Below are 24,224 nucleotides of genomic sequence, written 5' to 3'. Positions count from 1 at the left end.
CGGGACGGACCGAGCGAGGAGGCAGGCATGAGGACGGTGGTGGTGACCGACCCGCCGCGGGCCGACGTCGACGACGCGGCGGCGCTGGGCGGGTACGGGGTCGCGACGGTCCACGAGGCGCTCGGGCGCACCGGGTACCTGGGGCCCGAGTTCCGCCCCGCCTGGGCCGGCGCGCGCACCGGGGGCACCGCCGTCACGGCCCTGTGCTGGCCCGGCGACAACCTGATGATCCACGTCGCCGTCGAGCAGTGCCGGCCCGGCGACGTGCTGGTCGTGGCCACCGCGTCGCCGTCCACCGACGGCCTGTTCGGCGAGCTGTTCGCCACGGCCCTGGCCCACCGCGGCGTGCGCGGCGTCGTGCTCGCCTGCGGTGTGCGCGACGTCGCGGAGCTGCGGGCGATGGCCTTCCCGGCCTGGTCGCGGGCGGTGTCGGCGCAGGGCTCGGTGAAGGCCACGGCCGGGGCGGTGAACGTGCCGGTCACCCTCGGCAACCAGGTCGTGCACCCCGGCGACGTCGTGCTCGGCGACGACGACGGCGTGATGGTCGTGCCGCGCGGGGACGTCGGGCGGGCGCTCACCGCGGCGCAGGCCCGTCTCGAGAAGGAGGACGCGACCCGCGCCGCGTTCCGGGCGGGCGAGCTCGGGCTCGACCGCTACGGGCTGCGCGAGCGGCTGAAGGAGTTCGGCATCGCGTACGTGCCGCACGCGCAGGAGCACGGATGAGCGACGACGGCGTCCCCGTGATGATCCTGCGGGGCGGCACGTCGCGCGGGCTCTACTTCTGCGCCCCGGACCTGCCCGCCGACCCCGCCGCCCGCGACGGCCTGCTGCTGCGGCTCATGGGCACACCCGACCCCCGCCAGATCGACGGGCTGGGCGGGGCGACGTCGCTGACCAGCAAGGTCGCGGTGATCGGTCCCTCGGAGCACCCCGACGCCGACGTCGACTACCTGTTCCTGCAGCTCGGGGTGGAGGAGGCGACCGTCTCCGACCGGCAGAACTGCGGCAACATCCTCGCGGGCGTCGGGCCGTTCGCCCTCGAGCGCGGCCTGGTCGCCGCCCGCGAGGGCACCACCGACGTGCGCATCCGCATGGTCAACTCCGACAGCGTCGCCGTCGCAGGAGTCGCCACCCCCGGCGGGCGCGTGACCTACCGCGGCGACGTCGCGATCGCGGGCGTCCCGGGCACCGCCGCGCCGGTCACGCTCGCGTTCGCCGACACCGAGGGCTCGGCGACCGGTGCGCTGCTGCCGACAGGTCGCGTGCGCGACACCGTCGACGGCGTCGAGGTCACGTGCGTCGACAACGGGATGCCCGTGGTGCTCGCGCCCGCCCCCGCGTTCGGGCTGACCGGCCACGAGACCCACGACGAGCTCGCCGCCGACGACGCGCTCGCGGCGCGGATCGACGCCCTGCGGACCAAGGCCGGCGCGCTGATGGGGCTCGGGGACGTCGGGGGCTCCTCGGTGCCGAAGACCGTGCTGCTCGCCCCGCCCGGCGACGGCGGCCACGTCGCCACCCGCTCGTTCATCCCGGTCCGCCCGCACACGGCGATCGGCGTGCTCGCCGCGGTCAGCGCGGTCACCGGGATGCTGCTGCCCGGGGCCGTCGGCCACGAGATCGCGACCGGCTGGCCCGACGGCACGACCAGCGTCGACGTCGAGCACCCCACCGGCCACTTCCTCGTCGACGTCGCGGTCGACGCCACGGCCGACGCGCCGCGCGTGCTGCGCTCGGGGGTCGTGCGCACCGCCCGCAAGCTCGCCGACGGCTGGGCGTTCCCCCGGGAGGAGGCGTGAGGATTGCCCTGCTCGGGCTCGGCGAGGCCGGGTCCGCGATCGCCCGCGACCTCGTCGTCGCCGGCGCCGACGTGCGCGGGTACGACCCGCTCGTCCCGAACGTCGAGGGGGTCGCGCGCCGTGCCGACGAGGCCGACGCCGTCCGCGACGCCGACCTCGTGCTGTCGGCCAACAGCTCCCACGACGCCCTCCCGGCGCTGACCCACGCGCTGCCCGGCCTGCGCCCCGGCTCGCTCTGGGCCGACCTCAACACGGCGTCGCCGGGGACGAAGCAGGCGCTGGTGGCGGCGACCGCGGCCGACGTCGTCGACGTCGCCCTCATGGCGCCGGTGCCGGGCAAGGGCCTGCGCACGCCGATGCTCGTCTCGGGCGACGGCGCGGCGCGCTACGCCGAGGCGATGGGCGGGCTCGGGGCGTCGGTCACCGTGCTGCCGGGGCCCGCGGGTTCCGCGATCTCGCGCAAGCTCCTGCGCAGCGTCTTCTACAAGGGGCTCGCGGCCGCCGTGGTCGAGGCGCTCGCCGGCGCGCAGGCCGCGGGCTGCGCCGACTGGCTCGCCGCCGACGTCGCCGCCGAGCTCGCCGGGTTCGACGAGCACGCGATCGAGCGGCTCGTCGACGGCACCCACCGCCACGCTCGCCGCCGCGCCGACGAGATGGCCGCCGCGGCCGAGCAGCTGCGCGAGCTGGGCGTCGAGCCCCGCACCGCCACCGCCGCCCACGACCTGCTCGCTGCCCTGCGGGACGGAGAACGATGATCATCGACTGCCACGGCCACTACACGACCTCGCCGGCCGACCACACGGCCTGGCGCGAGGCGCAGACCGCCGCCTTCGACGCCGGCGACCCCGCGCCCCGCTACCCGGAGATCCCCGACGACGCGATCCGGGAGTCGGTCGAGGGCAGCCAGCTGCGGCTCATGGCCGAGCGCGGCGTCGACCTGACGATCTTCTCCCCGCGCGCGTCGGCGATGGGCCACCACCGCGGCGACGAGGCGGTCAGCACCGCGTGGGCCCGGGCGAGCAACGACCTCGTCGCCCGCGTCGTCGACCTGTTCCCGCAGCACTTCGCGGGCGTCGGGCAGCTGCCGCAGTCGCCCGGCGTGCCGATCGAGCGGTCGGTGGCCGAGCTGCGCCGGTGCGTCGACGAGCTGGGCTTCGTCGGCGTCAACCTCAACCCCGACCCCTCGGGCGGGCACTGGACCGCGCCGCCGCTGACCGACCGGCACTGGTACCCGTTCTACGAGGCCATGGTCGAGCTCGAGGTGCCCGCGATGGTGCACGTGTCGGCGGTGACCAACCCGAACTTCCACGCCACCGGGTCGCACTACCTCAACGCCGACACCACGGCGTTCATGCAGCTGCTGGCGGCCGACCTGTTCCGCGACCTGCCCGACCTGCGGCTCGTGATCCCGCACGGTGGCGGGGCGGTGCCGTACCACTGGGGGCGCTTCCGCGGGCTCGCCGACATGCTCGACCGGCCCGCGGTCGAGGACGCGCTGATGGGCAACGTCTTCTTCGACACCTGCGTCTACCACCAGCCCGGCATCGACCTGCTCTTCGAGGTCGTGGAGGTCGACAACATCCTCTTCGGGTCCGAGATGGTCGGCGCGGTCCGCGGCGTCGACCCGCGCACCGGCCACCACTTCGACGACACCCGCCGCTACGTCGACGGGGTGAAGCTCGAGGCCGAGGACCGGGCGAAGGTCTACGAGCACAACGCCCGGCGCGTCTACCCGCGGCTCGACCGGCGGCTGCGCGCGCAGGGGCGCTGAGCTGTCGGTCCGCCGTGCCACGCTGCCCGGTGTGACCGTCCTCGACCGGCGCGCGCTCAACCGGGCGACGCTGGCTCGCCAGCACCTCCTCGAGCGCGCGCCGCTCCCCGCGCTGGACGCCGTCGCGCACCTCGGCGGGCTGCAGGCCCAGGAGCCGCAGGAGCCCTACGTCGGGCTGTGGTCGCGGCTCGCCGGGTTCGACCCCGCCGAGCTCTCCGGCCACCTCGCCGCGCGCCGCGTGGTGCGTACCCACCTCATGCGCCGCACGGTCCACCTCGTCACGGCCGGCGACGCGCTCGCGTGGCGGTCGCGGCACGACGCGATGCTGCGCCAGCGGCTGCTCGGGGTGTACCGCCGGGAGCTCGCCGCCGTGGACCTCGACGAGCTGGTCGAGGTCGGCAGCCGGCTGCTCGCCGACGAGGCGCGCACGCTGCCCGAGGTGGGCCGGGTGCTCGCGGACCGCTGGCCGGACGTCGCGCCGCGGGTGCTCGGCGAGGCCCTCGGCACGCTGGTGCCGGTGGTGCAGGTGCCGCCGCGCGGGCTGTGGGGCGAGGCCGGCCCGGCGCGCTGCCTGCTCGTGGCGTCGTGGCTGGGCCGTCCCGTCGACCCGCCCGCCCCGGACGGCGCCGACCCGGTGGGGGAGTCGCTGGTGCTGCGCTACCTCGCCGCGTACGGCCCGGCGGCGTCGGCCGACCTGCGCGCCTGGTCGGGCCTCGCCGGGCTGCCGGCCGCGGTGGCCGCCGTGCGCGAGCGACTGGTGGGCTTCCGCGACGAGCGGGGCCGCGAGCTGCTCGACCTGCCCGACGCGCCCCGGCCCGACCCCGACACCCCGGCCCCGGTGCGCTTCCTGCCCGCGTTCGACAACGCGATCCTCGGCTACGACGACCGCAGCCGGATCGTCGACGACGCCGACCGCGGGCTCTCGGTCGCGGGCGAGCGCGCGGTGCTCGTCGACGGCCGGGTGGCGGCCACCTGGACGTCCACCGACGGCGCGGTCACCGTGACGCCCCGGCGCCGCTTCACCCGCGCCGACCGCGCGGCGGTCGCCGAGGAGGGCCGCGCCGTCGCCGGCTTCCTCTCCGGCGGCGCGCACGAGAAGGTCACGGTCGCGGCATCACCCCGCTGAGTGTCATCCGGCGGAGCGGCGGCCGGCCCCCCACCAGGCGAGCAGCGCCGCGAGGGCGTCCTCGGCGAGCGCGCCGGGGAGGTCGGCGCCGAAGCGCTCCGCGGCGCGGGCCCGCAGGTGCTGGCCCCCGAACGCGGCGCCGGCCGCGGCGGCGGTCGCCACGAGCACGCCCGGCCCGCCCTCGTACCCGTCGCGCCGGGCCGCGGTGTCCGCGCCCACGGCGGCGAGGCCGAGACGCGGGGCGAGCCCGGGCGGCGCCGTGCGGGGCGGGACCGCCGGGTGCTTGTCGCCCGCGGCCTCGCCGAGGGCGCCGAGGGTCGCGGCGCCCCGCCCGAACCGGCCGGCGAGCAGGCTGCTCGGCCCGGGGTCGCCGGAGCGGGCGCGCCAGGCGAGCGCCGCGGAGCCGAAGGTGCTGCGGGCACCGGTCGCCGCGCCCAGGGCGGCGGCGCGGGCGAGCGCCCCCGTCGTCGCCGAGCGGGGGAAGCGCTCGGGGTGCTCGGCGCGCTCGCGGTCCTCGGCGCGGAAGGTCGCGGTGAGGGTGGCGTGGGTGGCGACGCCGTAGGCCAGGTGCGGGACGACGTCGGCGGCCCAGTCGACCGAGCCCCACTTCCGGGGGTCGGTGAGGCCCAGCCGCGCGGTCGGCAGGTCCGAGGCGAGCATCGCGGCGGCGCCGAGCGCAGGGACGCCGAGGACGGCCGGGAGGCGGACGCCCGCGCTGCGCAGGACGCCGGCCAGCCCGCCGACCGCGACGCCCGTCGTGGACCCGGCGAGCCCGCCGAGGCCCTCGAGACGATGGCGGCGCTCGCGGCGCCCGCCGGGGATCGCCACGTCGGCCCGGTCGGCGAGCGCGGACACCGTCTCGACCGGGGTGTCGCTCGCGGGCCGGGCCCGCAGGGCCATGTCGGTCTGGGTCGCGACGTTCAGGGCGGTCGTGCCCGCGGCGCCGGCGGCGGTGCCGCGGAGGAGCCCGGTCAGCAGGGAGGTCACGCCCTCCGGACTACCCGGCGCCGGGCCCTGAGAGTCAGAGCGGCGTCCGGCGGTGTCATCTAGCCCGTCCGGGCCAACGTCTCGGCGTCCCGTCGTCCGCGGACGGCCGCCCGTCCCGCCCGTCGATCACGAGCTCTCAGGACCGGACGATCATCGCCGGACCAGCCCCTAGCGTCGGCCAGGTGTCGAAGCGCGCGAGGCGGACGGTGTGGTCGGGGGCGTTCGTCCTGCTGGTGCTGGGGCCGCCCGCGGTGTACCTGGGCCGGGAGGGCGTCGATCCCGGCAGGCTCCTGGGGCTCGGGATCGTGCTGTCGGGCCTGGTCGCGGTCGTCGCGATGGTGCTCACGACCGTCGGTGCCTCGCGGATCCGGGCGCTGACCACGTCCCTCGGGATCGACCGCGTCATGAGCGGCCACCGGTGGCTCGGTGTCGCCGCCCTGGGCCTCGTCGCCGCGCACACCGTGCTCGCCGTCGTCCGCAGTCCGAAGCTGATCGACCCGTTCGCCGCCTCGGCGGGTGTCCAGCTCGGCTACGCCGCGTTCGCCGCGATGATCGTGCTCGCGGGGGCGGCGGCCTGGGGCCGGCGTCGCGGGACGCGCTACGAGTGGTGGGCACGCCTGCACGTCGCCGCGGCGGGCCTCGCGCTGCTGCTCGCGGGCCTGCACGTCGTCTGGATGGGCGACCTGCTCGCCGACCCGGTGATGCGGGTGGTCGTCTCGGCGCTGGTCCTGCTGCTGATCGTGGTCCTCGCCCGGCGCTGGGTGTGGCAGCCGCTGTTCTCGCCGCGCGGCGCGTACGTGGTCTACGGCGTGCGGCACGAGGGGCCCGAGGTCGCGACGCTCGCGCTGACCCCGGTGTTCCGGCGGCGCGGGCTGCCCGCCTTCGCGCCCGGCCAGTTCGTGTGGCTGCGCCGGCACCGGCGGGTCGTCGGGGTGCAGGAGCACCCGTTCACGATCGCCTCCAGCGCCGAGCTCACCGACCGCCTCGAGCTCACCGTGCGCGCCACCGGTGACTTCACCCGCGCCCTGGCCCGCATGGGGCCGGGCACGAAGGTCTGGCTCGACGGCCCGCACGGCAGCTTCACTCCCGACGTGCCGGAGCGCGTGGACGGCCTCGTGCTGATCGCCGGCGGCGTCGGCATCACCCCGATGATGAGCATGCTGCGCACGCTCGCCGAGCGCGGCGACCGCCGCCGGCACCGCCTCGTGCTCGCCGAGCGGGCCGACCAGCCGCTGTTCGGCCCCGAGCTCGAGGTGCTGGCGCGCCGCCTCGACCTCGAGGTGCTGCGCACCGCGGGCCGGCGCATCGACGCCGACCTCGTCGCGGGGATCCTCCCGCGGGCCCGCGGCCGCCTCGAGTACTACGTGTGCGGGCCGCCGTCGCTGCTCACCGGCGCGCTCGCCGCCCTCGAGGCGCTGGGCGTCCCGCCGTCGACGGTCCACAGCGAGCAGTTCGGCTGGACCGGCCCGGTGCCGACGGCGGCCCCGGCCGCGGTGCCCTCACCTCGGGACGCGCGCACGCATCCGTCCGCCGGGTCGCCGGCCGACCGGCTCCCCACCCACCCCTCGTTCCCGATCCCGCGCGTCAAGGCGGGCCGGGAGGGTCAGGAGACCGGCTCGCTCAGGCGGTGACCGGCGGCGGGTCCGGGTCCGACCACCCCTCGAACGCGGCGACGAGGTCCTCGATGGCCCGGGTGAAGCGGTGCCGGGCGTGGCCGTCGCCGAGGCGGCGGTGGGGCAGGCCGCGGGCGGCCTCGTCCCGCAGGGCCGCGGCCCGGTGCGCGACGCGGCGGTCCGGCAGCCGCGGCAGCACGCCGGTGACGGCGTGCACCGGGACCCCGTAGCGGTCGCCGAGGACGCGCAGGGTCGTGTCGTCGGGCGGTTCGGCGCGCCCGCCCCGCGCCAGCCAGCGGGTGCGGCGCACGCGGGCGAGGCCGGGGGAGAGGTACTGCTCGAGGGCCTGGTCCAGAGGTCGTCGCCGGAGGGCCAGCAGGGCGAGGGGGTAGGCGTGCTCGGCGCGCCAGCCGTCGTCCGCCTCGACCACGCGCCCCCACAGGGCGACGCACCCGAAGATCGCGCCGTCCCCGGAGTAGGGCACCAGGAGGCGCTCGAGCCCCGCGGTCGCGTACAGCCCGCACGCGCAGCCCCACCCGGGCGGCTCGGCGCAGCCGCGGGCGCACGCCGCCGTCATCGCCGCGCGCGGCGGCCAGATGGCCGTGACGGCCGGTGAGACGAGTCCGGGGGCGCTCCGCTCGCCGCCCAGGAGCCACAGCCGCCAGCCGACCACCGGGATCGCGGCGTCCGGGGCCTCGCCCACCGCGTCAGGACCCGGCGTCGCTCACCCGTCGCGGCACCGGCACCGCCCCGGAGCGCGGGGTCGGGCGGGGGAGCTGGGGGCGCACCTCGGCCGGCCGCTCGGGGAAGTCACGGTCGGGGACGGGGTCGACGATCGGTTCGACGCGCAGGACGCGCCGTGGTGCTCCGATGTTCACGGTCGCCACCTTCCCGAGCCCCGCAGGTCTCGTGGCGTAGGTCTCACTCGAACGGCTGAGCAGGACTGTACGGCATGGGCGGGCGGTCCTCGCCGCCGTCGCCCGTCCGGCCGCCACGTGGGCCGGGTCCTCGGCTGGCGGTCGGCGTCCCGGGACGAGCGGGGACCCGCGCCGCCGGGGCGTGCACGCCCCGGCCCGTCCCGGTCGCCGCCGCGCGCCGTCGCTTCGTCGTGACGTGGGCGTCGTCGGCGTTTCGCCTGTTCGACGGGGGGAATTCGCTCTGTGATCCGGCGACAGCGGCCCGCGAACCCTCCTCGGTGCTCCCGTCGTCGACAGCACGCCGCCGAGGGAGTCTCCTGGTGCTCGACGAACGCGAACAGCGCATCCTGGCCGACATCGAGCGCGAGATCGAGGGCAGCGATCCCGCGCTGGCCCGGCTCGCCCGGCCCAAGGACGACCGCCGCACCTACTGGTGGTCGGTGACGGCCCTCGTCGTCGGCGTCCTGCTGGGCGTCGGCCTGGCCGCGATCGGCCCGGTCGGCCACGGGCTGCTGCTCATGGTGATGTCCGCGGTCCCCATGGGGGTGTGGCACTGGCGACGGCCCGGTTCGGCGCACCCCTGGCCGACGGTGTTCCGCGGCAGGGACTCCTAGCTCCCCGCTAGCCCACCTCGGCCAGCCGCCCCTCCAGGCGGCGCGCGGCGGTGAGCAGGGCATCGGCCCAGCGGGCCCCGGGGCGCCGGCCGATGCGGTCGACCGGGCCCGACACCGACACGGCGGCCACGACCGTCCCGTCGGCGTCGCGCACGGGGGCGGACACGCTGGCCACGCCGGCTTCGCGCTCGGCGACGCTCTGCGCCCAGCCCCGGCGGCGGACCTCGTCGAGCACGGGCTCGGGGAACGTCGAGCGGTGCTCGCGGGACCAGGCGGCCAGCACCTTGGCGCCCGACCCGGCGGCCATCGACACCCGCACGCCGACGGGCACCGTGTCGCGCAGCCCGCTCGACGGCTCGGCCGCGGCCACGCAGACGCGCGCGTCACCGTCCCGGCGGTAGAGCTGGATGCTCTCGCCGGTGAGGTCGCGCAGCTCGGGGAGCACCTCGTCGGCCGCGGCGAGCAGCGGGTCGCCGTGCCCGTGGGCGAGCTCGCCGAGCGCGGGCCCCGGGCGCCAGCGGCCGTCGGCGTCACGCGCCAGGAGCCGGTGCGCCTCGAGGCCGACCGCGAGCCGGTGCGCGGTCGCACGCGGTAGCCCGGTGCGTTCGCACAGCTCGCCCAGCGCACACGGCGTGGCCGCGGCCGCCCGCAGGACGACCACCGCCTTGTCGAGCACGCCGATACCGCTACCCTGTCCCACAGGACGACACCCTAGTCCCAGGATGTGGGAAAGAGGCAACGCTGTGGGACGCACGCTCGCGGAGAAGGTCTGGGACCAGCACGTGGTCCGGTACGGGGAGGGGCAGGAGCCCGACCTCCTCTACATCGACCTCCACCTCGTCCACGAGGTCACCAGCCCGCAGGCCTTCGACGGCCTGCGCATGGCCGGCCGTCCCGTGCGGCGCACCGACCTCACCGTCGCGACCGAGGACCACAACGTCCCGACCAAGGACCTCCACCTGCCCATCGCCGACGAGACCTCGGCGACGCAGGTCTCGACGCTGCGGCGCAACTGCGAGGAGTTCGGCGTCCGCCTGTTCCCCATGGGCACCGAGAACCAGGGGATCGTCCACATGATCGGCCCCGAGCAGGGGCTGACCCAGCCGGGCACGACGGTGGTCTGCGGCGACTCGCACACCTCCACCCACGGGGCGTTCGGCGCGCTCGCGTTCGGCATCGGCACCTCCGAGGTCGAGCACGTGCTGGCCACCCAGACGCTGCCGCTGCGCCCGTTCAGGACGATGGCCATCGAGATCTCCGGATCGCTGCGCCCGGGCGTGACCAGCAAGGACGTCATCCTCGCGGTGATCGCGCAGATCGGCACCGGCGGCGGCGCGGGCTACGTGCTCGAGTACCGCGGCGAGGCCGTGCGGAACATGACCATGGAAGCGCGCATGACCATGTGCAACATGTCGATCGAGGCCGGCGGGCGCGCGGGCATGATCGCCCCGGACGAGACGACGTTCGCCTACCTGGAGGGCCGCCCGCACGCCCCGCGGGGCGAGCAGTGGGACGCCGCCGTCGCCGCCTGGCGCGAGCTGCGCACCGACGACGACGCCGAGTTCGACACCGTCGTGCACATCGACGCCGACGCGCTGACGCCGTTCGTCACCTGGGGCACCAACCCGGGCCAGGGCCTGCCGCTGGGCGAGACGGTGCCGGACCCGGCGACGATGAACGACGACGACGCCGCGGCCACCCGCAAGGCCCTGCACTACATGGCGCTCGAGCCCGGGACCCGGCTGCGCGACATCCCCGTGGACGTCGTGTTCCTCGGCTCGTGCACCAACGCCCGCATCGAGGACCTGCGCGCGGCCGCCGACATCCTGCGCGGCCACCACGTCGCCGACGACGTGCAGATGCTCGTCGTCCCCGGGTCCATGCACGTCAAGGCGCAGGCCGAGGCCGAGGGGCTCGACGCCGTGTTCACCGAGGCGGGTGCCGAGTGGCGCTCGGCGGGCTGCTCGATGTGCCTGGGCATGAACCCCGACCAGCTCGCGCCCGGCCAGCGGTGCGCGTCGACGTCGAACCGCAACTTCGAGGGCCGGCAGGGCAAGGGCGGGCGCACGCACCTCGTGTCGCCGCTGGTCGCCGCGGCGACCGCCGTGCGCGGCACCCTGTCCTCGCCCGAGGACCTGTCCGAGCCCGCCACGCTGCAGCACGCCTGAGGAGTCGACCCGTGGACGCCTTCACCACCCACACCGGCATCGGCACGCCGCTGCGCGTGTCGAACGTCGACACCGATCAGATCATCCCGGCCGTCTACCTCAAGCGCGTGACGCGCACGGGCTTCGAGGACGGCCTGTTCGCCTCCTGGCGGGCCGACCCGCAGTTCGTCCTCAACGTCGAGCCGTTCTCCCGGGGCAGCGTCCTGGTCGCCGGCTCCGACTTCGGCACCGGCTCGTCGCGCGAGCACGCCGTCTGGGCGCTGATGGACTTCGGGTTCCGGGTCGTCATCTCGTCGCGGTTCGGCGAGATCTTCAAGGGCAACTCGTCGAAGGCGGGCCTGCTGGCGGCGACGGTCGACCAGTCCGACGTGGAGCTGCTCTGGAAGAAGATCGAGGAGCGCCCCGGCCTCGAGCTCACCGTCGACCTCGAGGCGAAGACCGTCACCGCCGACGACCTCACCGTGCGCTTCACCGTCGACGACTACACGCGCTGGCGGCTCATGGAGGGCCTCGACGACATCGGCCTGACCCTGCGCCACGCCGAGGACATCGACGCCTACGAGGCGACGCGGCCGGCGCACAAGCCGGTCACGACGGGCTGACCGCCCTTACCAGGGGATCGACCCGGCGTCCTCGAAGTAGCCGCCGGTCGGCCCGTCGTCGGGCAGCGTCGCGAGCCGGATCGGGGTCGCCGCACCCTGCTGCGGGGTGCGGTGGCCGCGGAACCCGTTGAGGTCGGTCGCGACGTAGCCGGGGCAGGCCAGGTTGATCTTGATGTTCGTGTCGGCCAGCTCCTTGACGTACTGGACGGTCACGGCGTTGAGGAAGGTCTTCGAGGGGGAGTAGGCGGCCGAGATCGGGCCGGTCTCCCCGCCGGAGGTCTGGCGGGTCAGCGAGCCGACGCCCGAGGACACGTTGACGATCCGCGGGTGCGCCGAGCGGCGCAGCAGCGGCAGGAACGCGTTGGTGACCCGCACGACGCCGTAGACGTTCACCTCGACGGCCGCGCGCATCGTGTCGATGCTGACCTGCGTCGGCTCCTGCGGCCGGTCGCCGGTGATGCCGGCGTTGTTCACCAGCACGTCGAGCCGGTCGAACGACGCCGTCGCGGCGGTGACGCTCGCGTCGTCGGTGACGTCGAGCGGCACGCCGAACGCGTCGACGCCCGCGGCCTGCAGTTTCTCGACGGCCTCCTCGCGGCGGGCGTCGTCGCGCGCGCCCACGCCGACCCGCCAGCCCAGCGCGCCCAGTCCCGCCGCGATCTCGTAGCCGATGCCCTTGTTCGCCCCGGTGACCAGGGCTGTCGTCTTGTCGCTCACGCCCTCGATCCTCGGCCCGGCGAGGACCGGTGGTCCAAGACCGTCTCGGTGCACACCCATACCGCACGGGTATCAAGGACGGTGTGGAGACGCGGGAGCTGAGGTACTTCGTCGCGGTCGCCGAGGAACGGCACTTCGGGCGCGCGGCCGAGCGCCTCGGCATCGCCCAGCCGCCGCTGTCGCGGGCGATCCAGCAGCTCGAGCGCCGCCTCGGCGCCCGCCTGCTGGACCGCACGACGCGCGGGGTCGGGCTCACGGAGGCCGGGGCGGTGCTGCTGGCCGAGGGCCGGGCCGCGCTCGACGCGGTCGACGCCGCGGAGCGCCGCGCCCGCCGGGTCCACGAGGGCGCGGGACTCGTCCTGGTCTCCAAGGCGGGCGCCTCGGAGGAGCTGCTGGCGAAGCTGCTCGACGCCTACGCGGCCGAGCCGGGCGCGGTCGAGGTCGACGTGCAGCTGTGCGGGCCGGGTCAGCAGGAGCGGCTCCTGCGCGACGGGCGCGCCGACGTCGCCCTGCTGCACCGTCCCTTCGACGCCACGGCCGGCTTCGACACCGAGGACCTCATGACCGAGGGGCAGTCGCTGTTCCTCCCGGCCGGGCACCCGCTCTCCGCCCGCGCGCAGCTGTCGATGGCCGACGTCGCCGACGTGCCGCTGCCCCGGTGGCCGCGGCCCGACGGCGGGTACCTCGACGGGCCGGGTCCGCAGGTCCGGGACACCGCGCAGCTGCGTCAGCTCGTCTCGCTCGGGCGGGCCGTGGCCGTCCTGCCCGACTCCGCCCGCCACGGGCTCGCCGGCGACGTCGTCGCGGTGCCGGTGCTCGACGCGCCGCGGGTCACCACCGTCGTCGCGTGGCCGCCGCACAGCCGCTCGCGGGCGCTGGCCGACCTGGTCCGGGTCGCAACCCGCCTCTGAACTTAGGCTCACCTAACCGCTAGGGGTACGGTCGGGATCATGGCTGCTCCCGAGACCCAGGCCCCCGCCCGCCGATCGAAGGGCGGGCCGGGCCACCGGTTGCGGGTCCTGCGCACCGAGCGGCTCACGCCCCACCTGGCGCGCGTCGTCCTCGGCGGGCCGGGCCTCGACGGCGTCGTCGACAACGGCTGCACGGACAAGTACGTCAAGCTCGCCTTCCCGCGCCCCGGCGTCGAGTACCCCACGCCGTTCGACGTGGCGGCGATCCGCGAGGCGATGGCCCGCGAGGACTGGCCGCTCGTGCGGACCTACACCGTCCGCTCGCTCGACCATGCCGCCGGCGAGATGGTGATCGACTTCGTGGTGCACGGCGACACCGGCGTCGCCGGGCCGTGGGCGCTGGCCGCCGCCCCCGGCGACGAGATCACGCTGATGGGGCCGGGCGGGGCGTACGCGCCGTCGCCCGAGGCCGACGCCCACGTGCTCGTCGGCGACGAGGCGGCCCTCCCGGCGATCGCCGCGGCGCTCGAGCACGTGCCCGCCGGGGTGCCCGTGCACGCGTGGGTGCAGGTCGACGGCCCCGACGACGAGCTGGCGCTGCCGACGCCCGGGGCGCTGTCGCTGCGCTGGCTGCACCGCGACACCGGTGAGGACCTCGTCGAGACCGTCCGCGCCGCCGACTGGCCCGCGGGCACCGTGCACGCCTTCGTCCACGGCGAGACCGGCGACGTCAAGGCCCTGCGCCGCCACGTGATCGAGGAGCGCGGTGTCGCCCGGGAGCTGCTGTCGATCTCGGGCTACTGGCGCCGGGGCGCCGACGAGGACACGTTCCAGGCGGAGAAGAGGGCTGCCGCCACGTGAGTGATCCGGGTCGTCAGGACGACCCAGATCACTCACGTGGCCGGAGGCCATCCGCCCGGCCGACGGAGACCATCCGCGCCACCGAGGGCACGCCGCGGTCGTCGACGAGGAAGAGCATGTAGGGGCCCGGCGGGGTGAGGGCCGGGTTCTCCGGGACGTGCACCGACACGCCGCCCGCGGCCGGGGCGACGTCGAGGGCGACCGAGCGCATGTCGGTGGTCGTCACGTGGGTCGCGGTCGACGCCTTGATGAGGCGGGCGCTGCGCACGTGGCCCGCGTCCGGGGTCGGGATGGTCGCCGTCTGGTCGCGGGCCAGCCTCGCCGGCGCGTCGGCGATCGTCGGCCGTGCGCCCTGGTAGAGGTAGGGCGGGCTGTAGATCTCGATGCGCTGCTCGAAGGTGCCCGGGACGAGGTTCTGCTCGTCGTCGAACAGCGGGTCGGAGCCGGCCGTGAGGACGCGGCCGTCGGGCAGCAGGATCGCCTCGGTGTGGTAATCGCGGCCGACGGCGGGATCGGCGGCGGGGGTGATCTCGCCGGAGTCGGGGTGCAGCAGGCGGGCGATGTGGTTGTTCGTCCCACCCTTGCCGCGGTAGTCGCGCGATCCGCCCGAGATCAGCATCGTGTCGTCGGGCAGGTCGACGAGGTTCGGGTAGCGCACGCCCTCGGGCAGCGACGGGCCCGGGGTGAAGTGCGGCGCCGGGTCGCGCATGTCGAGGTAGTCGATGCGCCCCGTCGACCGCGGGCTCTCGCCGACGCCGCCGCCCCCGACGACGGCCAGGCGCTGGTCGTTCACCGGGCCGACGTACGCCGATCCCGCCGTCTCGAGCAGGTCGGGGTCGCGCAGGCCGGGGATCGGGGTGAACGCGCCGGTGCCGGTGTCCCAGAAGCCGGGCTCGCGACCCCGGTCGGCGGGTCCGTAGCCGGCGTTCGCGCCGGTGTAGACCATCCGCCCCGCCCGGTCGGTCTCGAAGATCGCCGGGTACGTCGGGAAGTAGTGCGTGAGGTCCTTGCGCTCGGCGAAGGCATCGGTCCGCGGGTCGAAGATCTCGGTCTGCCCGTTGAGGACCTCGCCGGTGCCGTCGAGGCCGGCCGTCGTCAGCACCCGGCCGTCCGACATCGGGGTGAGGGTGGCGTACCAGCGGTGGAACGCCATGTCGGAGACGCGCGACCACGTCTCCGTCACCGGGTCGAACGTGTAGGCCTGGTTGGTGCCCTGGTAGTCCTGCTTGCGCAGGGTCATCGCCTGGCCCTGGCCGTAGACGTTGCGCGCGACCGCCGGCGGCAGGCCCTCGACCTGGTACTGCGCCGGGTCCTCGTTGACCGCGGCCGGTCCCGCGTCGACCGCCTCGACGAACACCGGCTCCTCCGACGCCGTCACCTGGGTCCGGCGGCCCTGCCCCGTCTTGGCGGCGGGCGGCAGGGCCGTCTCGGCGTCGGCGCGGTAGCGCACGCCGGTGGGGGAGACGAACACGGTGCCGGCGGGCAGCACCATCGGGTTGTTCGGGTCCTCGTTCTTGACCGTCATCGTGCCGGCGGCGTTGGTGACCGCGCCGTCGAGCTTCTCGTAGCGCTGGGTGCCGCCGGCGACGAGCAGGCGCCCGTCGGGCAGCGTCGTCTGGCCGCCGCAGAACATGTCGTCGGGCACCGGGATCATCCGCGACTGCCCGGTCGCCGGGTCGTACAGCAGGCTCTTGAGCGCCCGCGTCGCGAACATGTCCTCCTTGTTGCCCGACCCGGCGATGAGCAGGACCTTGCCGGTGGACAGCAGCGCCGCGTGGATCGCGTTGACGCGGTTCGGGTCCGGGACGTCGATCGTGTCCCAGTGCCCGAAGCGGCTCGTGTACTCGGGGCTGTTGATCAGCTCCTCGTGGCGCCACTCACTGATGTACGACCACGCCGGGGGGACGTTCACGCCCAGCAGGACGGCCGCGGCGACGACGACGAGGACGACCTGGCGGACGCGTCGGGTGTTCGACGGACGCACCGGGGCAAGCTCCAACGGGGTGGACGACGGCGGCCGGGAGGGGGAGCGGGGGCTGGGGGCGGCCCGACGCTAACCCAGCCGGGGAGGCCGTCCGCGCCCGCCCTGATTGCTCCCGGAGCGTCCCGCGGCGGGCGATTCGTCCTGCGACGTAGATCTCTAGAAGGTCGCGTCGCGGTGGTAGTCGGCGGCCACGAGCTCCCCGTCGGGGCCGACCGAGAGGACCCAGACGCTGCCCTTGCGGCACGGCGGGTCCGCGAGGTCGCGGTCGGACTCGGGGGGTTCGGGGGCGGCCGCGGCCAGCGCGCGCACGAGGCGCGGGATGCCCTCGCCCTGGGCGCACACCGCGGCCGTCGGGGCGGCACCGGCGAGGCGGGCGAGCACGGCGAGCGCCGCGTCCTCGTCGGCCAGGACCGCGTCGTCGCCCAGCTCCGCGGTGTCGTGCACGGCGAGCCCGGTGAGCGCGGCGTAGGGCTCGAGGGTCTGGCGGCACCGCGTCTTCGGGGCGGCGTACAGCGCGCCCACGCCGAAGCCCGCGAGCAGCCCGGCGAGCTGCTGTGCCTGCACACGGCCCTCGGCGTCGAGCGGGCGCTCGTCGTCGGGCCGCGCCCACTCCGCCCGCTTGCCCGCCAGGGCGTGGCGCACGAGCAGCACGGTCCGCAGACCCGCGGGGCGCGCGGCGAAGGCGTCGACCACCTCGCGGTCCGAGGCGTAGGTCAGCAGCGGCGCCGCGTCGGCCGGGGCCAGCCAGCGCAGCTCGTCGGTCTCGTCGCCGGGGACGAACTCGCCGGCCCCGGCGCGCGCGGCCCAGAACTCGACGAGCTTCTCCTCGTCGTTCACCGGGTAGCGCACCGTCCGCAGGTGCCGGCCCAGCACGGCCGCGAAGCCGGTCTCCTCGGCGAGCTCGCGCACGGCGGCGTCGACGCGCGTCTCGCCCGGGTCGACCTTGCCCTTGGGCAGGCTCCAGTCGTCGTGGTGCGGCCGGTGGACGACGGCGACCTCGACCTTCTCGTCGGTGCCGTCGTCCCCGGCGGGACGCCACAGCACCGCCCCCGCAGCGTGCACGGTCACTTCCCCGCCTGCCGGAGCAGCTGCACCTGGTGGTCGTCGACGGCGAGGCCCTCGTGGTCCTCGCCCGCCGCGACGGGCCACGGGTCCCAGGACCCGTCGGGCCGGAGGATCCAGCAGCGGGTCGACGGCGACACCGCCGAGTCCATGATCTCGTCGAGCTGGGCGACCAGATGGGGGTCGGTCACGGGCACGAGCGCCTCCACGCGTCGATCGAGGTTGCGGTGCATCATGTCCGCACTGCCGATCCAGCGCTCCTCGGCCCCGACGAAGTGGAAGATCCGGGAGTGCTCGAGGAAGCGCCCGAGGATCGAGCGCACCCGGATGTTCTCCGAGAGCCCGGGCACGCCCGCCCGCAGCGAGCAGAGCCCGCGCACCACGAGGTCGACCGGCACGCCGGCCGCCGACGCCCGGTAGAGCGCGTCGATGATCTGCTCGTCGACCAGCCCGTTGACCTTGATCCGGATGCCCGCGGTGTCGCCGCGCTCGGCCCGCTCGCGCTCGCCGTCGATCCGTTCGAGGATGCCGCGCCGCAGCCCGTAGGGGGCGACCAGCAGCCGGCGGTACGAGGTGCGCCGGGCGTACCCGGTGAGCACGTTGAACAGGTCGGTGAGGTCCGCGGCGATCGTCTCGTCGGCGGTGAACAGGCCGATGTCCTCGTAGAGCCGGGCGGTCTTCGGGTTGTAGTTGCCGGTGCCGAGGTGGCAGTACCGCTTGATCGTCGAGCCCTCCTGGCGCACGACGAGCACGGCCTTGCAGTGGGTCTTGAGCCCGACGAGCCCGTAGACGACGTGCACGCCCGCGCGCTCCAGCGCCCGCGCCCAGCCGATGTTGGCGCGCTCGTCGAAGCGCGCCTTGATCTCCACCACGGCCACGACCTGCTTGCCCGCCTCGGCCGCGTCGATCAGCGACTCGACGATCGGCGAGTCGCCCGAGGTGCGGTACAGCGTCTGCTTGATCGCCAGCACCTTGGGGTCCGCCGCGGCCTGCTCGATGAAGCGGTGGACGCTCGTGGAGAACGAGTCGTAGGGGTGGTGGACCAGGACGTCGCCCTCGCGCAGCGTCGCGAACACGCTCCTGGGTGTCTCGCCCTCGCTGAACGCGGGGTGGGTGGCCGGCACGAACACCGGGTCCTTGAGCTCGGGGCGGTTGAGGCCCATGAGCTCCATCAGCGCCGACAGGTCGAGCAGGCCGGGCACCTGCACCACGTCGTGCGGGTCGACGTCGAGCTCGCGCAGCAGGAGCTCGAGCATGTGCTCGCTCATCGTGTCGGTGATCTCCAGCCGCACCGGGGGGCCGAAGCGCCGGCGGGCGAGCTCGCGCTCGAGGGCCTGCAGCAGGTCCTCGTCGCGGTCCTCCTCGACCTCGAGGTCGGCGTTGCGGGTCACTCGGAACACGTGGTGCTCGACCACGTCCATGCCCTCGAAGAGCTGGTCGAGGTTCTCGGCGATGAGGTCCTCGATCGGCAGGAACCACGCCTGCCGGTCGTTGGACGCGGTGCCGTCGTCCTCGGGCTCGGGCCGTACCCGCACGAGACGCGGCACGTTGTTGGGCACCTTGACGCGGGCGAAGTGCTCGGTGCCGGTCTGCGGGTCGTGCACCGCGACCGCGAGGTTGAGCGACTGGTTCGAGATGTAGGGGAACGGGTGCGCCGGGTCGACCGCGAGCGGCGTGAGCACCGGGAACACCTGGCGGGCGAACCAGTCCGAGAGCCGCGGCCGCGCCGATTCGGTGACCTGTGACCAGTCGATGATGTGGATGCCGGCCTCGTCGAGTCCCGGGCGGACCTCGTCGAGGAACACCCGCGCGTGCTTGTGCGAGAGCTCCTGGGTGCGGGCGGCGATGCGCACGAGCTGCTCGCGGGGCGTCAGGCCGTCGGCGCCCCGCACCGCGAGCCCGGCCTCGTCGCGGCGCTTCAGGCCGGCCACGCGGACCATGTAGAACTCGTCGAGGTTCGACGCGAAGATCGACAGGAACTTCGCCCGCTCGAGCAGCGGCTGGCTCGTGTCCTCGGCCAGTGCGAGCACCCGCGCGTTGAACTCCAGCCACGACAGCTCGCGGCTGTCGTAGCGGTCCGAGGGCAGGTCCGCGGCGACCGCGGGGCCCGAGGTGGGGGCGGCCGGCGCGGAGGGGGTGCGGCGCACCGAGCGCGCGGTCTCGTCGGGCGCGGCCGGCGGGTGCGGGCCGGTGAGGACCGTGGGGTCCGACGGATCCGTGGGGTCCGGGTGCTCGGCCTCGGCGGCCGTCGTCGCGGCCTGGTCGGACGAGCCGGTCGACGTCGCGGAGGACGCGGAGGACGCAGAAGGGCTCACGGGGCGATCGTGCCCGAGGTGACGGGGCGTCGCGAGCGTCCGCGACCCGGGCCACCCCGAGATGCCCCGCCCGGGTCAGACGGCGGCGGCGGTCGGCCGCCGCAGCGCCGTGCGCACCAGGGCGATCGCGGCGGGCCCGTCGCTCACGGCCCCCCGGCGGGCGGCGGCCTCGTAGGCGACCGCGCCGAGCGAGGCGTCCAGCTCGGCGAGGCGGTCGGGGCTGCACAGGGCGGGCTGCGCGGCCGCGACCAGCGCGTGGTGCAGGGTCACGACCTCCGCCTCGGCGCCGAGCCGGTCGAGCAGGCGCGCCGAGAACAGCAGGCAGAGCCACTGCTGGCTGCGCTCGCCGAGCTGCTCCCACGCGTCGAGCACGGGCAGGAGCGCCGCGGTCGCGGTCGGGACGTCGGAGTGCTCGACGTGGGTGGCGGCGGCGTACATGCGGGCGTAGGCGCTGAACCACCGGTTGTGCACCGACGCGAACGTCGCAGCGCTCTCGTCGAGGTAGGCCAGCGCGGTGGCGGGGTCGGTGTCCTGGCACGCGCGCCCGATGCACAGCAGTCCGAGGCCGACCGCCGTCGGGTTGCCGCCCGCGGCGCGGGCCACGGCGAGGCACTCCTCGGCGTCGCGCAGCGCGGCCTCCGTGGCGCCGAGGAAGGTTCGGCTCAGGGAGAGCTGCGAGAGCGTCCACGACAGGCGCACGAGGTTGCCGGTCGGGCGGGCGAGCTCGACCTGGCGCGCGTAGTGGGCGTGGCCGCCGGGCCCGCGTCCCTCGTAGACGTCGATGATCCCGAGGACGTCGCCGGGCTGCGAGCCGCGCGAGGCGCCCTCGACCCAGTCGGGCACGCCGGTGGCGCGGGCGAGGCGGACCGCGCGGGGGAAGTCGCCCAGGCAGAAGGCCCCGCGGGCGGCGGCGCCGGACACCGCGGGCGCGAGGGGGTGCTCCGCGGCGCCGGGCAGGCCCAGCGCGTCCTCCGCCCAGCCGGCCAGCTCGTAGCCCACGCACCAGTAGGCGAAGTCGGCGACGCCCGCCACGAGCCGCAGCGCGAGGTCCGCGTCCTGCCGGGCGATCGCCCACCCCACCGCGAGCCGGAAGTCGTCCCACGCGCGCAGGAGGCGCTCGACCCACTGCCCCTCGTCGGGGCCGACGAGCCCGGCCGCGGCGCGCCCGGCGAGGTCCCCGACGGCGCGGGCGTGCCGTTCCCGGACCCGCTCGAGGTCGTCGCCGAGCCGATCGCGCCCGAACCGGCGCAGGGTCTCGAGCAGCCGGTAGAGGGTGACGCCCGCGGCGCGGTCGACCGTGACCATCGACTTGTCGACCAGCGCCCCGAGGAGGTCGAGGGTGTCGTCCTCGGTGTCGCCGGGGTCGGCGCAGGCGGCGTGGGCGGCCTCGAGGTCGACGCCGCCGGCGAACACCGACAGCCGCTCGAACAGCGCCCGTTCCCGGCCGGAGAGCAGGCGGTGGGACCACGCGACGGCGGTGTCGAGGCTCTGGTGGCGGGTCGGGGCGGCCCGCGACCCGCCGGCCACGAACGTCGGGCTCGCGAGGCGCCCGGCGACCTCGGCGGCGTTCATCGCGCGCATCCGGGCGGCGGCGAGCTCGATGCCCAGCGGCAGCCCGTCGAGGCGCCGGCACACGTCGAGCACCGCGCCGGGCGTCTCGGCGGCCGGATCGAAGCCGGGCCGCACGGCGCGGGCGCGGTCGACGAACAGGGCCTGCGCGTCCGGCGGGGGCAGCGGGTCGAGCGGCACGATCCGCTCGCCCTCGACGCCGAGCGGCTCGCGGCTGGTGGCCAGCACCGTGACCGCCGGGCAGTGCCGCAGGACCTGGTCGGCGAGCCCCGCGGCGCCGAGCAGGACGTGCTCGCAGTTGTCGAGCACGAGCAGCAGCTCGCGCTCCCGGAGGTAGTCGATCACCGTCTGCTCGATCGTCGAGCCCTGGCGCTGCTGCAGGTGCAGCGCCGTCGCCACGGCCTCGCTGACCGGGCCGCCGTCCTCGAGCGCGGCCAGCTCGACGAGCCAGGCGCCGCCCGCGCCGGCGGCGGCCTCGAGAGCCAGACGGGTCTTCCCGACGCCGCCGAGGCCCGTGAGCGTGACGAGCGGCCCGGCGGCGAGGGCGGCCGTGACGCGCTCGAGGTCGGTGCGGCGCCCGACGAAGCTGGTGGTCCGGCGGGGGAGGGCGGGTCCGGGCGCGGGTCCGGGCGCGGGCTCGGGTGGCGGCTCGGGTGCCGGGACGGTGGGTGGGCTCGGGGACGGGGCGGCGGCGTCGCCGGTGAGGATCCGCTGGTGCACCGCGCGCAGGGCCGCGCCGGGGTCGACGCCCAGCTCGTCGGCCAGGCGCGCGCGCACCGCCCGGAACGACGCGAGCGCGTCGGCCTGCCGGCCGCTGCGGTACTGGGCGAGCATCAGCTGGCCGGCCAGGCGCTCGTCGAGGGGGTGCGCGCGGACGGCGTCGGCGAGCTCGACCAGCAGGTCCGCGTGGCGCCCGGCGGCGAGGGCGGCGTCGGTGCGGTCGAGCTGCACGGCGAGCCGCTCGGCCTCCAGCGAGGTGCGGGTGGCGGCGAACCAGGGCGTGTCGAACGAGCCCAGCGGGGTGCCGTGCCACAGCGCGAGCGCGCGGTCGGCGAGCGCGGCCGCGTCGGCGGGCCGGTCGGCCGCGCGCGCCTGCGCCACCAGCCCGCGGAAGGCGTGCAGGTCGACCGTCGCGGGGTCGGCGGTCAGCACGTAGCCCGCGGCGCGGCGGGCGAGGTCGACGTCCGGCGCCGCGACGAGCGTCCGCAGGCGCGACACGTACGCCGAGAGCGCGTTGCGCGCCCGGTACGGGGGCCGGTCGGCCCACACGCGATCGATGAGCTCGTCGGCCGGCACCGGCCGGCCCAGCTCGACCAGGAGCACCGCGAGCACGCACCGCTGCCGGGCGTGACCCACGTCGACGGGGCGTCCGTCGCGCAGCGCGCCGACCTCACCCAGCACGCGGAACGCGATCCCCACCCGCCCGATCCCACCACGCGGCGTGGCCGGCGCCCAGGGGCGTGACCTGGGGATTTCACGAATCCGGAGGGTCGGGCGCACCGCTGTCGCGCACGGTGCGCAGCGGACGACCCACCGTCCCCACCGGAAGGACGACGACCATGCCCCACATCCTCGACGCCCCCACCGACCGCTTCGCCGCGGTGCCCCCGCCGACACGGCCGGTCCCGCCCCCGGGGTCACGCCCACCACGGAGGTTCCTGCGGACGCTGGGGGCGGCCGCGGTCGCGCTCGCGGTCGCCGGTGGGGTCGCCGGGGTCCTCGAGGGCCTGGGGAGCGCGGGGCCCGAGAACCGGTACCAGCCGGTGTCGTACGCCGGCGACAACCCGTTCGCCTCGCCGGTCGGCACCGACCGGCCCGGCGTCGCGCCCGTCGCCGGGGCGGGCGGCGAGCAGGACGGCGACACCCCGGAGATGTACGCCGCCGACCCGGCCGCCCCGGCCTGCGACGCGGGGATGCTCCTCGCGGAGCTGCAGGCCGACCCGGCCCGCGCGGCCGTGTGGGCGCAGGTCCAGCGCGTCACGCCCGACCAGGTCCCCGCCTTCGTGCAGGGGCTCTCGCCGGTCGTGCTGCGCACCGAGACCGCGGTCGTCGACCACGGGTACCGCGACGGGCGCTCCGTCGCGACGCCGTCGGTGCTCGCCGCCGGCACCGCGGTGTTCGTCAACAGCTACGGGCAGCCGGTCGTCAAGTGCTTCTCGGGGAACCCGCTGACCCCGGGCGCGAGCACCGACCCGGCGGTGACGCGGGTGCGCCCGGCCGCGGCCCCGATCGCCACGTACGCCTTCCACGACCCGGCCTCCCGCGGCCCCCTCGCGCAGCCCGGCAGGCCGGACACGACGGGCAGCGGCCCGGTGCCGATCCCGGTCGAGCCGGACGCCGGGAGCGGCGGCACGCCGATCCCGGTGGAGCAGGACGGCGGCCCCGGCGGAACGCCCGGAACCCCGACCACACCGACCACGCCCCCGCTCACCGGCACGTTCAACTGGGACGGGTCGGTCACCCTGTCCGACGGGCGCGTCCAGACGGTCGACGGGCGGATCCTCACCCTGCCGCCGCTGCCCGCCGGGGCGGTCCCGCTGCCCGACGGCGGCTACCGCGAGGCGGACGGCACCTACCGCAACCGGGACGGCTCGCGGCGCGAGGAGGTGCGCCTCTCCGAGCAGGGCGGCGCGCTCGTCGTCCTGGCGCCCGACGGGACGCTCCTCGACGCCGGCGGCTCGCCGCTCGGGGAGCGGGAGCTCGAGGGCGTGACCGTCGTCCGCGGCCACGACGGGTTCGTCACGGTGATCACCGACAACCCGCGCGGCGACGACACCGTCGTCGTCTACCACCCGCAGGGCAAGCCGATCAACATCGTGACCGGCACCGTCACCGGCGGCGTGATCCGCGACGCGGCGGGCCAGGTGCGCAACCCGGACGGCACCGTGCGCCGGGAGACCACGCTGCCCGACGGCGGCACCGTCCTCCCGGACGGCACGCACGTGCCCGCGCCGTCGACCGGGCACGGCGGCGGGACGCCGCAGCACCCGCAGGGCGGCGGCACCCCGACGCCCACGGTGCCGATCGACCCGCCCTTCGAGCCGCGCCCGACCGGCGGCACCACCGTCCCGCCGATCGACCCGCCCGTCGAGCCGCGGGAGGACCGGGGCGAGCGGGACGGCGGCGCCGCGAGCAGCAGCGCCGGCGGCGGCAGCGGCAGCACCTCGGGCTCCGGGGGCACCTCCGCCGCGGACGGCGAGGGCTGAGC

21 protein-coding genes are annotated in these 24,224 nt (G+C 76.1%); 12 read left to right on the top strand and 9 right to left on the bottom strand.

Features of this window, described 5'->3' with window-relative positions:
- The first annotated feature begins 27 nt into the window (after positions 1-27).
- From ACFPK1_RS19400 to ACFPK1_RS19380, 5 genes are read left to right on the top strand one after another with little or no spacing between them, the layout of a single operon-like run.
- Entirely contained in the window at positions 28-723 is a 696-nt protein-coding gene (locus tag ACFPK1_RS19400) for a 4-carboxy-4-hydroxy-2-oxoadipate aldolase/oxaloacetate decarboxylase (RefSeq protein WP_378022573.1), read from the top strand.
- On the top strand, positions 720-1,799 hold the full coding sequence (locus tag ACFPK1_RS19395) for a 4-oxalomesaconate tautomerase (protein WP_378022572.1): 1,080 nt from the start codon (positions 720-722) through the stop codon (positions 1,797-1,799). Before ACFPK1_RS19400 ends, ACFPK1_RS19395 begins: the two co-directional genes overlap by 4 nt.
- On the top strand, positions 1,796-2,554 hold the full coding sequence (locus ACFPK1_RS19390) for an NAD(P)-dependent oxidoreductase (protein WP_378022571.1): 759 nt from the start codon (positions 1,796-1,798) through the stop codon (positions 2,552-2,554). Before ACFPK1_RS19395 ends, ACFPK1_RS19390 begins: the two co-directional genes overlap by 4 nt.
- A complete protein-coding gene (locus ACFPK1_RS19385) occupies positions 2,551-3,570 on the top strand; it encodes an amidohydrolase family protein (RefSeq protein ID WP_378022570.1) in 1,020 nt (339 codons plus the stop codon). Before ACFPK1_RS19390 ends, ACFPK1_RS19385 begins: the two co-directional genes overlap by 4 nt.
- Positions 3,571-3,601: 31 nt before the next feature.
- Positions 3,602-4,696 (top strand): winged helix DNA-binding domain-containing protein, encoded by a 1,095-nt coding sequence (locus tag ACFPK1_RS19380; protein ID WP_378022569.1) that lies wholly within the window; start codon positions 3,602-3,604, stop codon positions 4,694-4,696.
- A gap of 3 nt (positions 4,697-4,699) precedes the next feature.
- Here ACFPK1_RS19380 and ACFPK1_RS19375 read toward each other — a convergent pair whose 3' ends face one another.
- Positions 4,700-5,683 carry a hypothetical protein gene (locus tag ACFPK1_RS19375; protein ID WP_378022568.1) on the bottom strand — a complete coding sequence of 328 codons (984 nt, stop codon included), beginning with the start codon at positions 5,681-5,683 and terminating at the stop codon, positions 4,700-4,702.
- A gap of 182 nt (positions 5,684-5,865) precedes the next feature.
- On the opposite strand from ACFPK1_RS19375, the gene ACFPK1_RS19370 reads away from it, so the two are divergent.
- On the top strand, positions 5,866-7,314 hold the full coding sequence (locus tag ACFPK1_RS19370) for a ferredoxin reductase family protein (RefSeq protein WP_378022567.1): 1,449 nt from the start codon (positions 5,866-5,868) through the stop codon (positions 7,312-7,314).
- Here the strand turns inward: ACFPK1_RS19370 and ACFPK1_RS19365 are convergent.
- Together ACFPK1_RS19365 and ACFPK1_RS19360 are read right to left on the bottom strand one after the other, a co-directional pair.
- Entirely contained in the window at positions 7,304-7,999 is a 696-nt protein-coding gene (locus ACFPK1_RS19365) for a hypothetical protein (RefSeq protein ID WP_378022566.1), read from the bottom strand. The two genes, ACFPK1_RS19370 and ACFPK1_RS19365, sit on opposite strands and share 11 nt — an antisense overlap.
- Before the next feature lie 4 nt (positions 8,000-8,003).
- The gene (locus ACFPK1_RS19360; protein ID WP_378022565.1) at positions 8,004-8,174 is read right to left on the bottom strand and encodes a hypothetical protein; all 171 of its coding nucleotides are present in this window, start codon (positions 8,172-8,174) and stop codon (positions 8,004-8,006) included.
- A gap of 359 nt (positions 8,175-8,533) precedes the next feature.
- Here ACFPK1_RS19360 and ACFPK1_RS19355 point away from each other — a divergent pair, with 359 nt between their 5' ends.
- Complete coding sequence (locus ACFPK1_RS19355) at positions 8,534-8,827, top strand: DUF3040 domain-containing protein (protein WP_378022564.1); 294 nt, start codon at positions 8,534-8,536, stop codon at positions 8,825-8,827.
- A gap of 7 nt (positions 8,828-8,834) precedes the next feature.
- Here the strand turns inward: ACFPK1_RS19355 and ACFPK1_RS19350 are convergent, their stop codons facing one another.
- Entirely contained in the window at positions 8,835-9,527 is a 693-nt protein-coding gene (locus tag ACFPK1_RS19350; protein WP_378022563.1) for an IclR family transcriptional regulator, read from the bottom strand.
- A 43-nt stretch (positions 9,528-9,570) separates the two neighbouring features.
- Between ACFPK1_RS19350 and leuC the strand changes: the two genes are divergently transcribed.
- Together leuC and leuD are read left to right on the top strand one after the other, a co-directional pair.
- The gene (leuC, locus tag ACFPK1_RS19345; RefSeq protein ID WP_378022562.1) at positions 9,571-10,995 is read left to right on the top strand and encodes a 3-isopropylmalate dehydratase large subunit; all 1,425 of its coding nucleotides are present in this window, start codon (positions 9,571-9,573) and stop codon (positions 10,993-10,995) included.
- Between the two features lie 11 nt (positions 10,996-11,006).
- Positions 11,007-11,597: a 3-isopropylmalate dehydratase small subunit gene (gene leuD / locus ACFPK1_RS19340; RefSeq protein WP_378022561.1), complete on the top strand. Its 591-nt coding sequence runs from the start codon at positions 11,007-11,009 to the stop codon at positions 11,595-11,597.
- 6 nt (positions 11,598-11,603) lie between these two features.
- On the opposite strand, the gene ACFPK1_RS19335 is transcribed toward leuD, so the two are convergent.
- Entirely contained in the window at positions 11,604-12,314 is a 711-nt protein-coding gene (locus ACFPK1_RS19335; RefSeq protein WP_378022560.1) for an SDR family oxidoreductase, read from the bottom strand.
- Between the two features lie 83 nt (positions 12,315-12,397).
- Between ACFPK1_RS19335 and ACFPK1_RS19330 the strand changes: the two genes are divergently transcribed.
- Positions 12,398-13,225 carry a LysR family transcriptional regulator gene (locus ACFPK1_RS19330; protein ID WP_378022559.1) on the top strand — a complete coding sequence of 276 codons (828 nt, stop codon included), beginning with the start codon at positions 12,398-12,400 and terminating at the stop codon, positions 13,223-13,225.
- A gap of 39 nt (positions 13,226-13,264) precedes the next feature.
- Positions 13,265-14,086 carry a siderophore-interacting protein gene (locus ACFPK1_RS19325; protein ID WP_378022558.1) on the top strand — a complete coding sequence of 274 codons (822 nt, stop codon included), beginning with the start codon at positions 13,265-13,267 and terminating at the stop codon, positions 14,084-14,086.
- 28 nt (positions 14,087-14,114) lie between these two features.
- On the opposite strand, the gene glxA is transcribed toward ACFPK1_RS19325, so the two are convergent.
- The 4 genes from glxA to ACFPK1_RS19305 all read right to left on the bottom strand — a co-directional run bounded on the left by glxA (position 14,115) and on the right by ACFPK1_RS19305 (position 22,435).
- Positions 14,115-16,070, bottom strand: a complete 1,956-nt coding sequence (gene glxA / locus ACFPK1_RS19320; RefSeq protein WP_378022557.1) for a radical copper oxidase GlxA — start codon at positions 16,068-16,070, stop codon at positions 14,115-14,117.
- Positions 16,071-16,226: 156 nt separating this feature from the next.
- Entirely contained in the window at positions 16,227-17,132 is a 906-nt protein-coding gene (locus ACFPK1_RS19315; RefSeq protein ID WP_378022556.1) for an NUDIX hydrolase, read from the bottom strand.
- Positions 17,133-17,134: 2 nt separating this feature from the next.
- Positions 17,135-19,447, bottom strand: coding sequence for an RNA degradosome polyphosphate kinase (locus tag ACFPK1_RS19310; RefSeq protein WP_378022555.1), 2,313 nt, complete (start codon positions 19,445-19,447; stop codon positions 17,135-17,137).
- 75 nt (positions 19,448-19,522) lie between these two features.
- Entirely contained in the window at positions 19,523-22,435 is a 2,913-nt protein-coding gene (locus ACFPK1_RS19305) for an AfsR/SARP family transcriptional regulator (protein ID WP_378022554.1), read from the bottom strand.
- Positions 22,436-22,575: 140 nt separating this feature from the next.
- On the opposite strand from ACFPK1_RS19305, the gene ACFPK1_RS19300 reads away from it, so the two are divergent.
- Positions 22,576-24,222: a DUF6777 domain-containing protein gene (locus ACFPK1_RS19300; protein ID WP_378022553.1), complete on the top strand. Its 1,647-nt coding sequence runs from the start codon at positions 22,576-22,578 to the stop codon at positions 24,220-24,222.
- Positions 24,223-24,224 lie beyond the last annotated feature (2 nt).

Source organism: Actinomycetospora rhizophila (assembly GCF_042657905.1).
Classification (GTDB): Bacteria; Actinomycetota; Actinomycetes; order Mycobacteriales; family Pseudonocardiaceae; genus Actinomycetospora; species Actinomycetospora rhizophila.
This window is presented reverse-complemented; position numbering and strand designations above follow the sequence as displayed.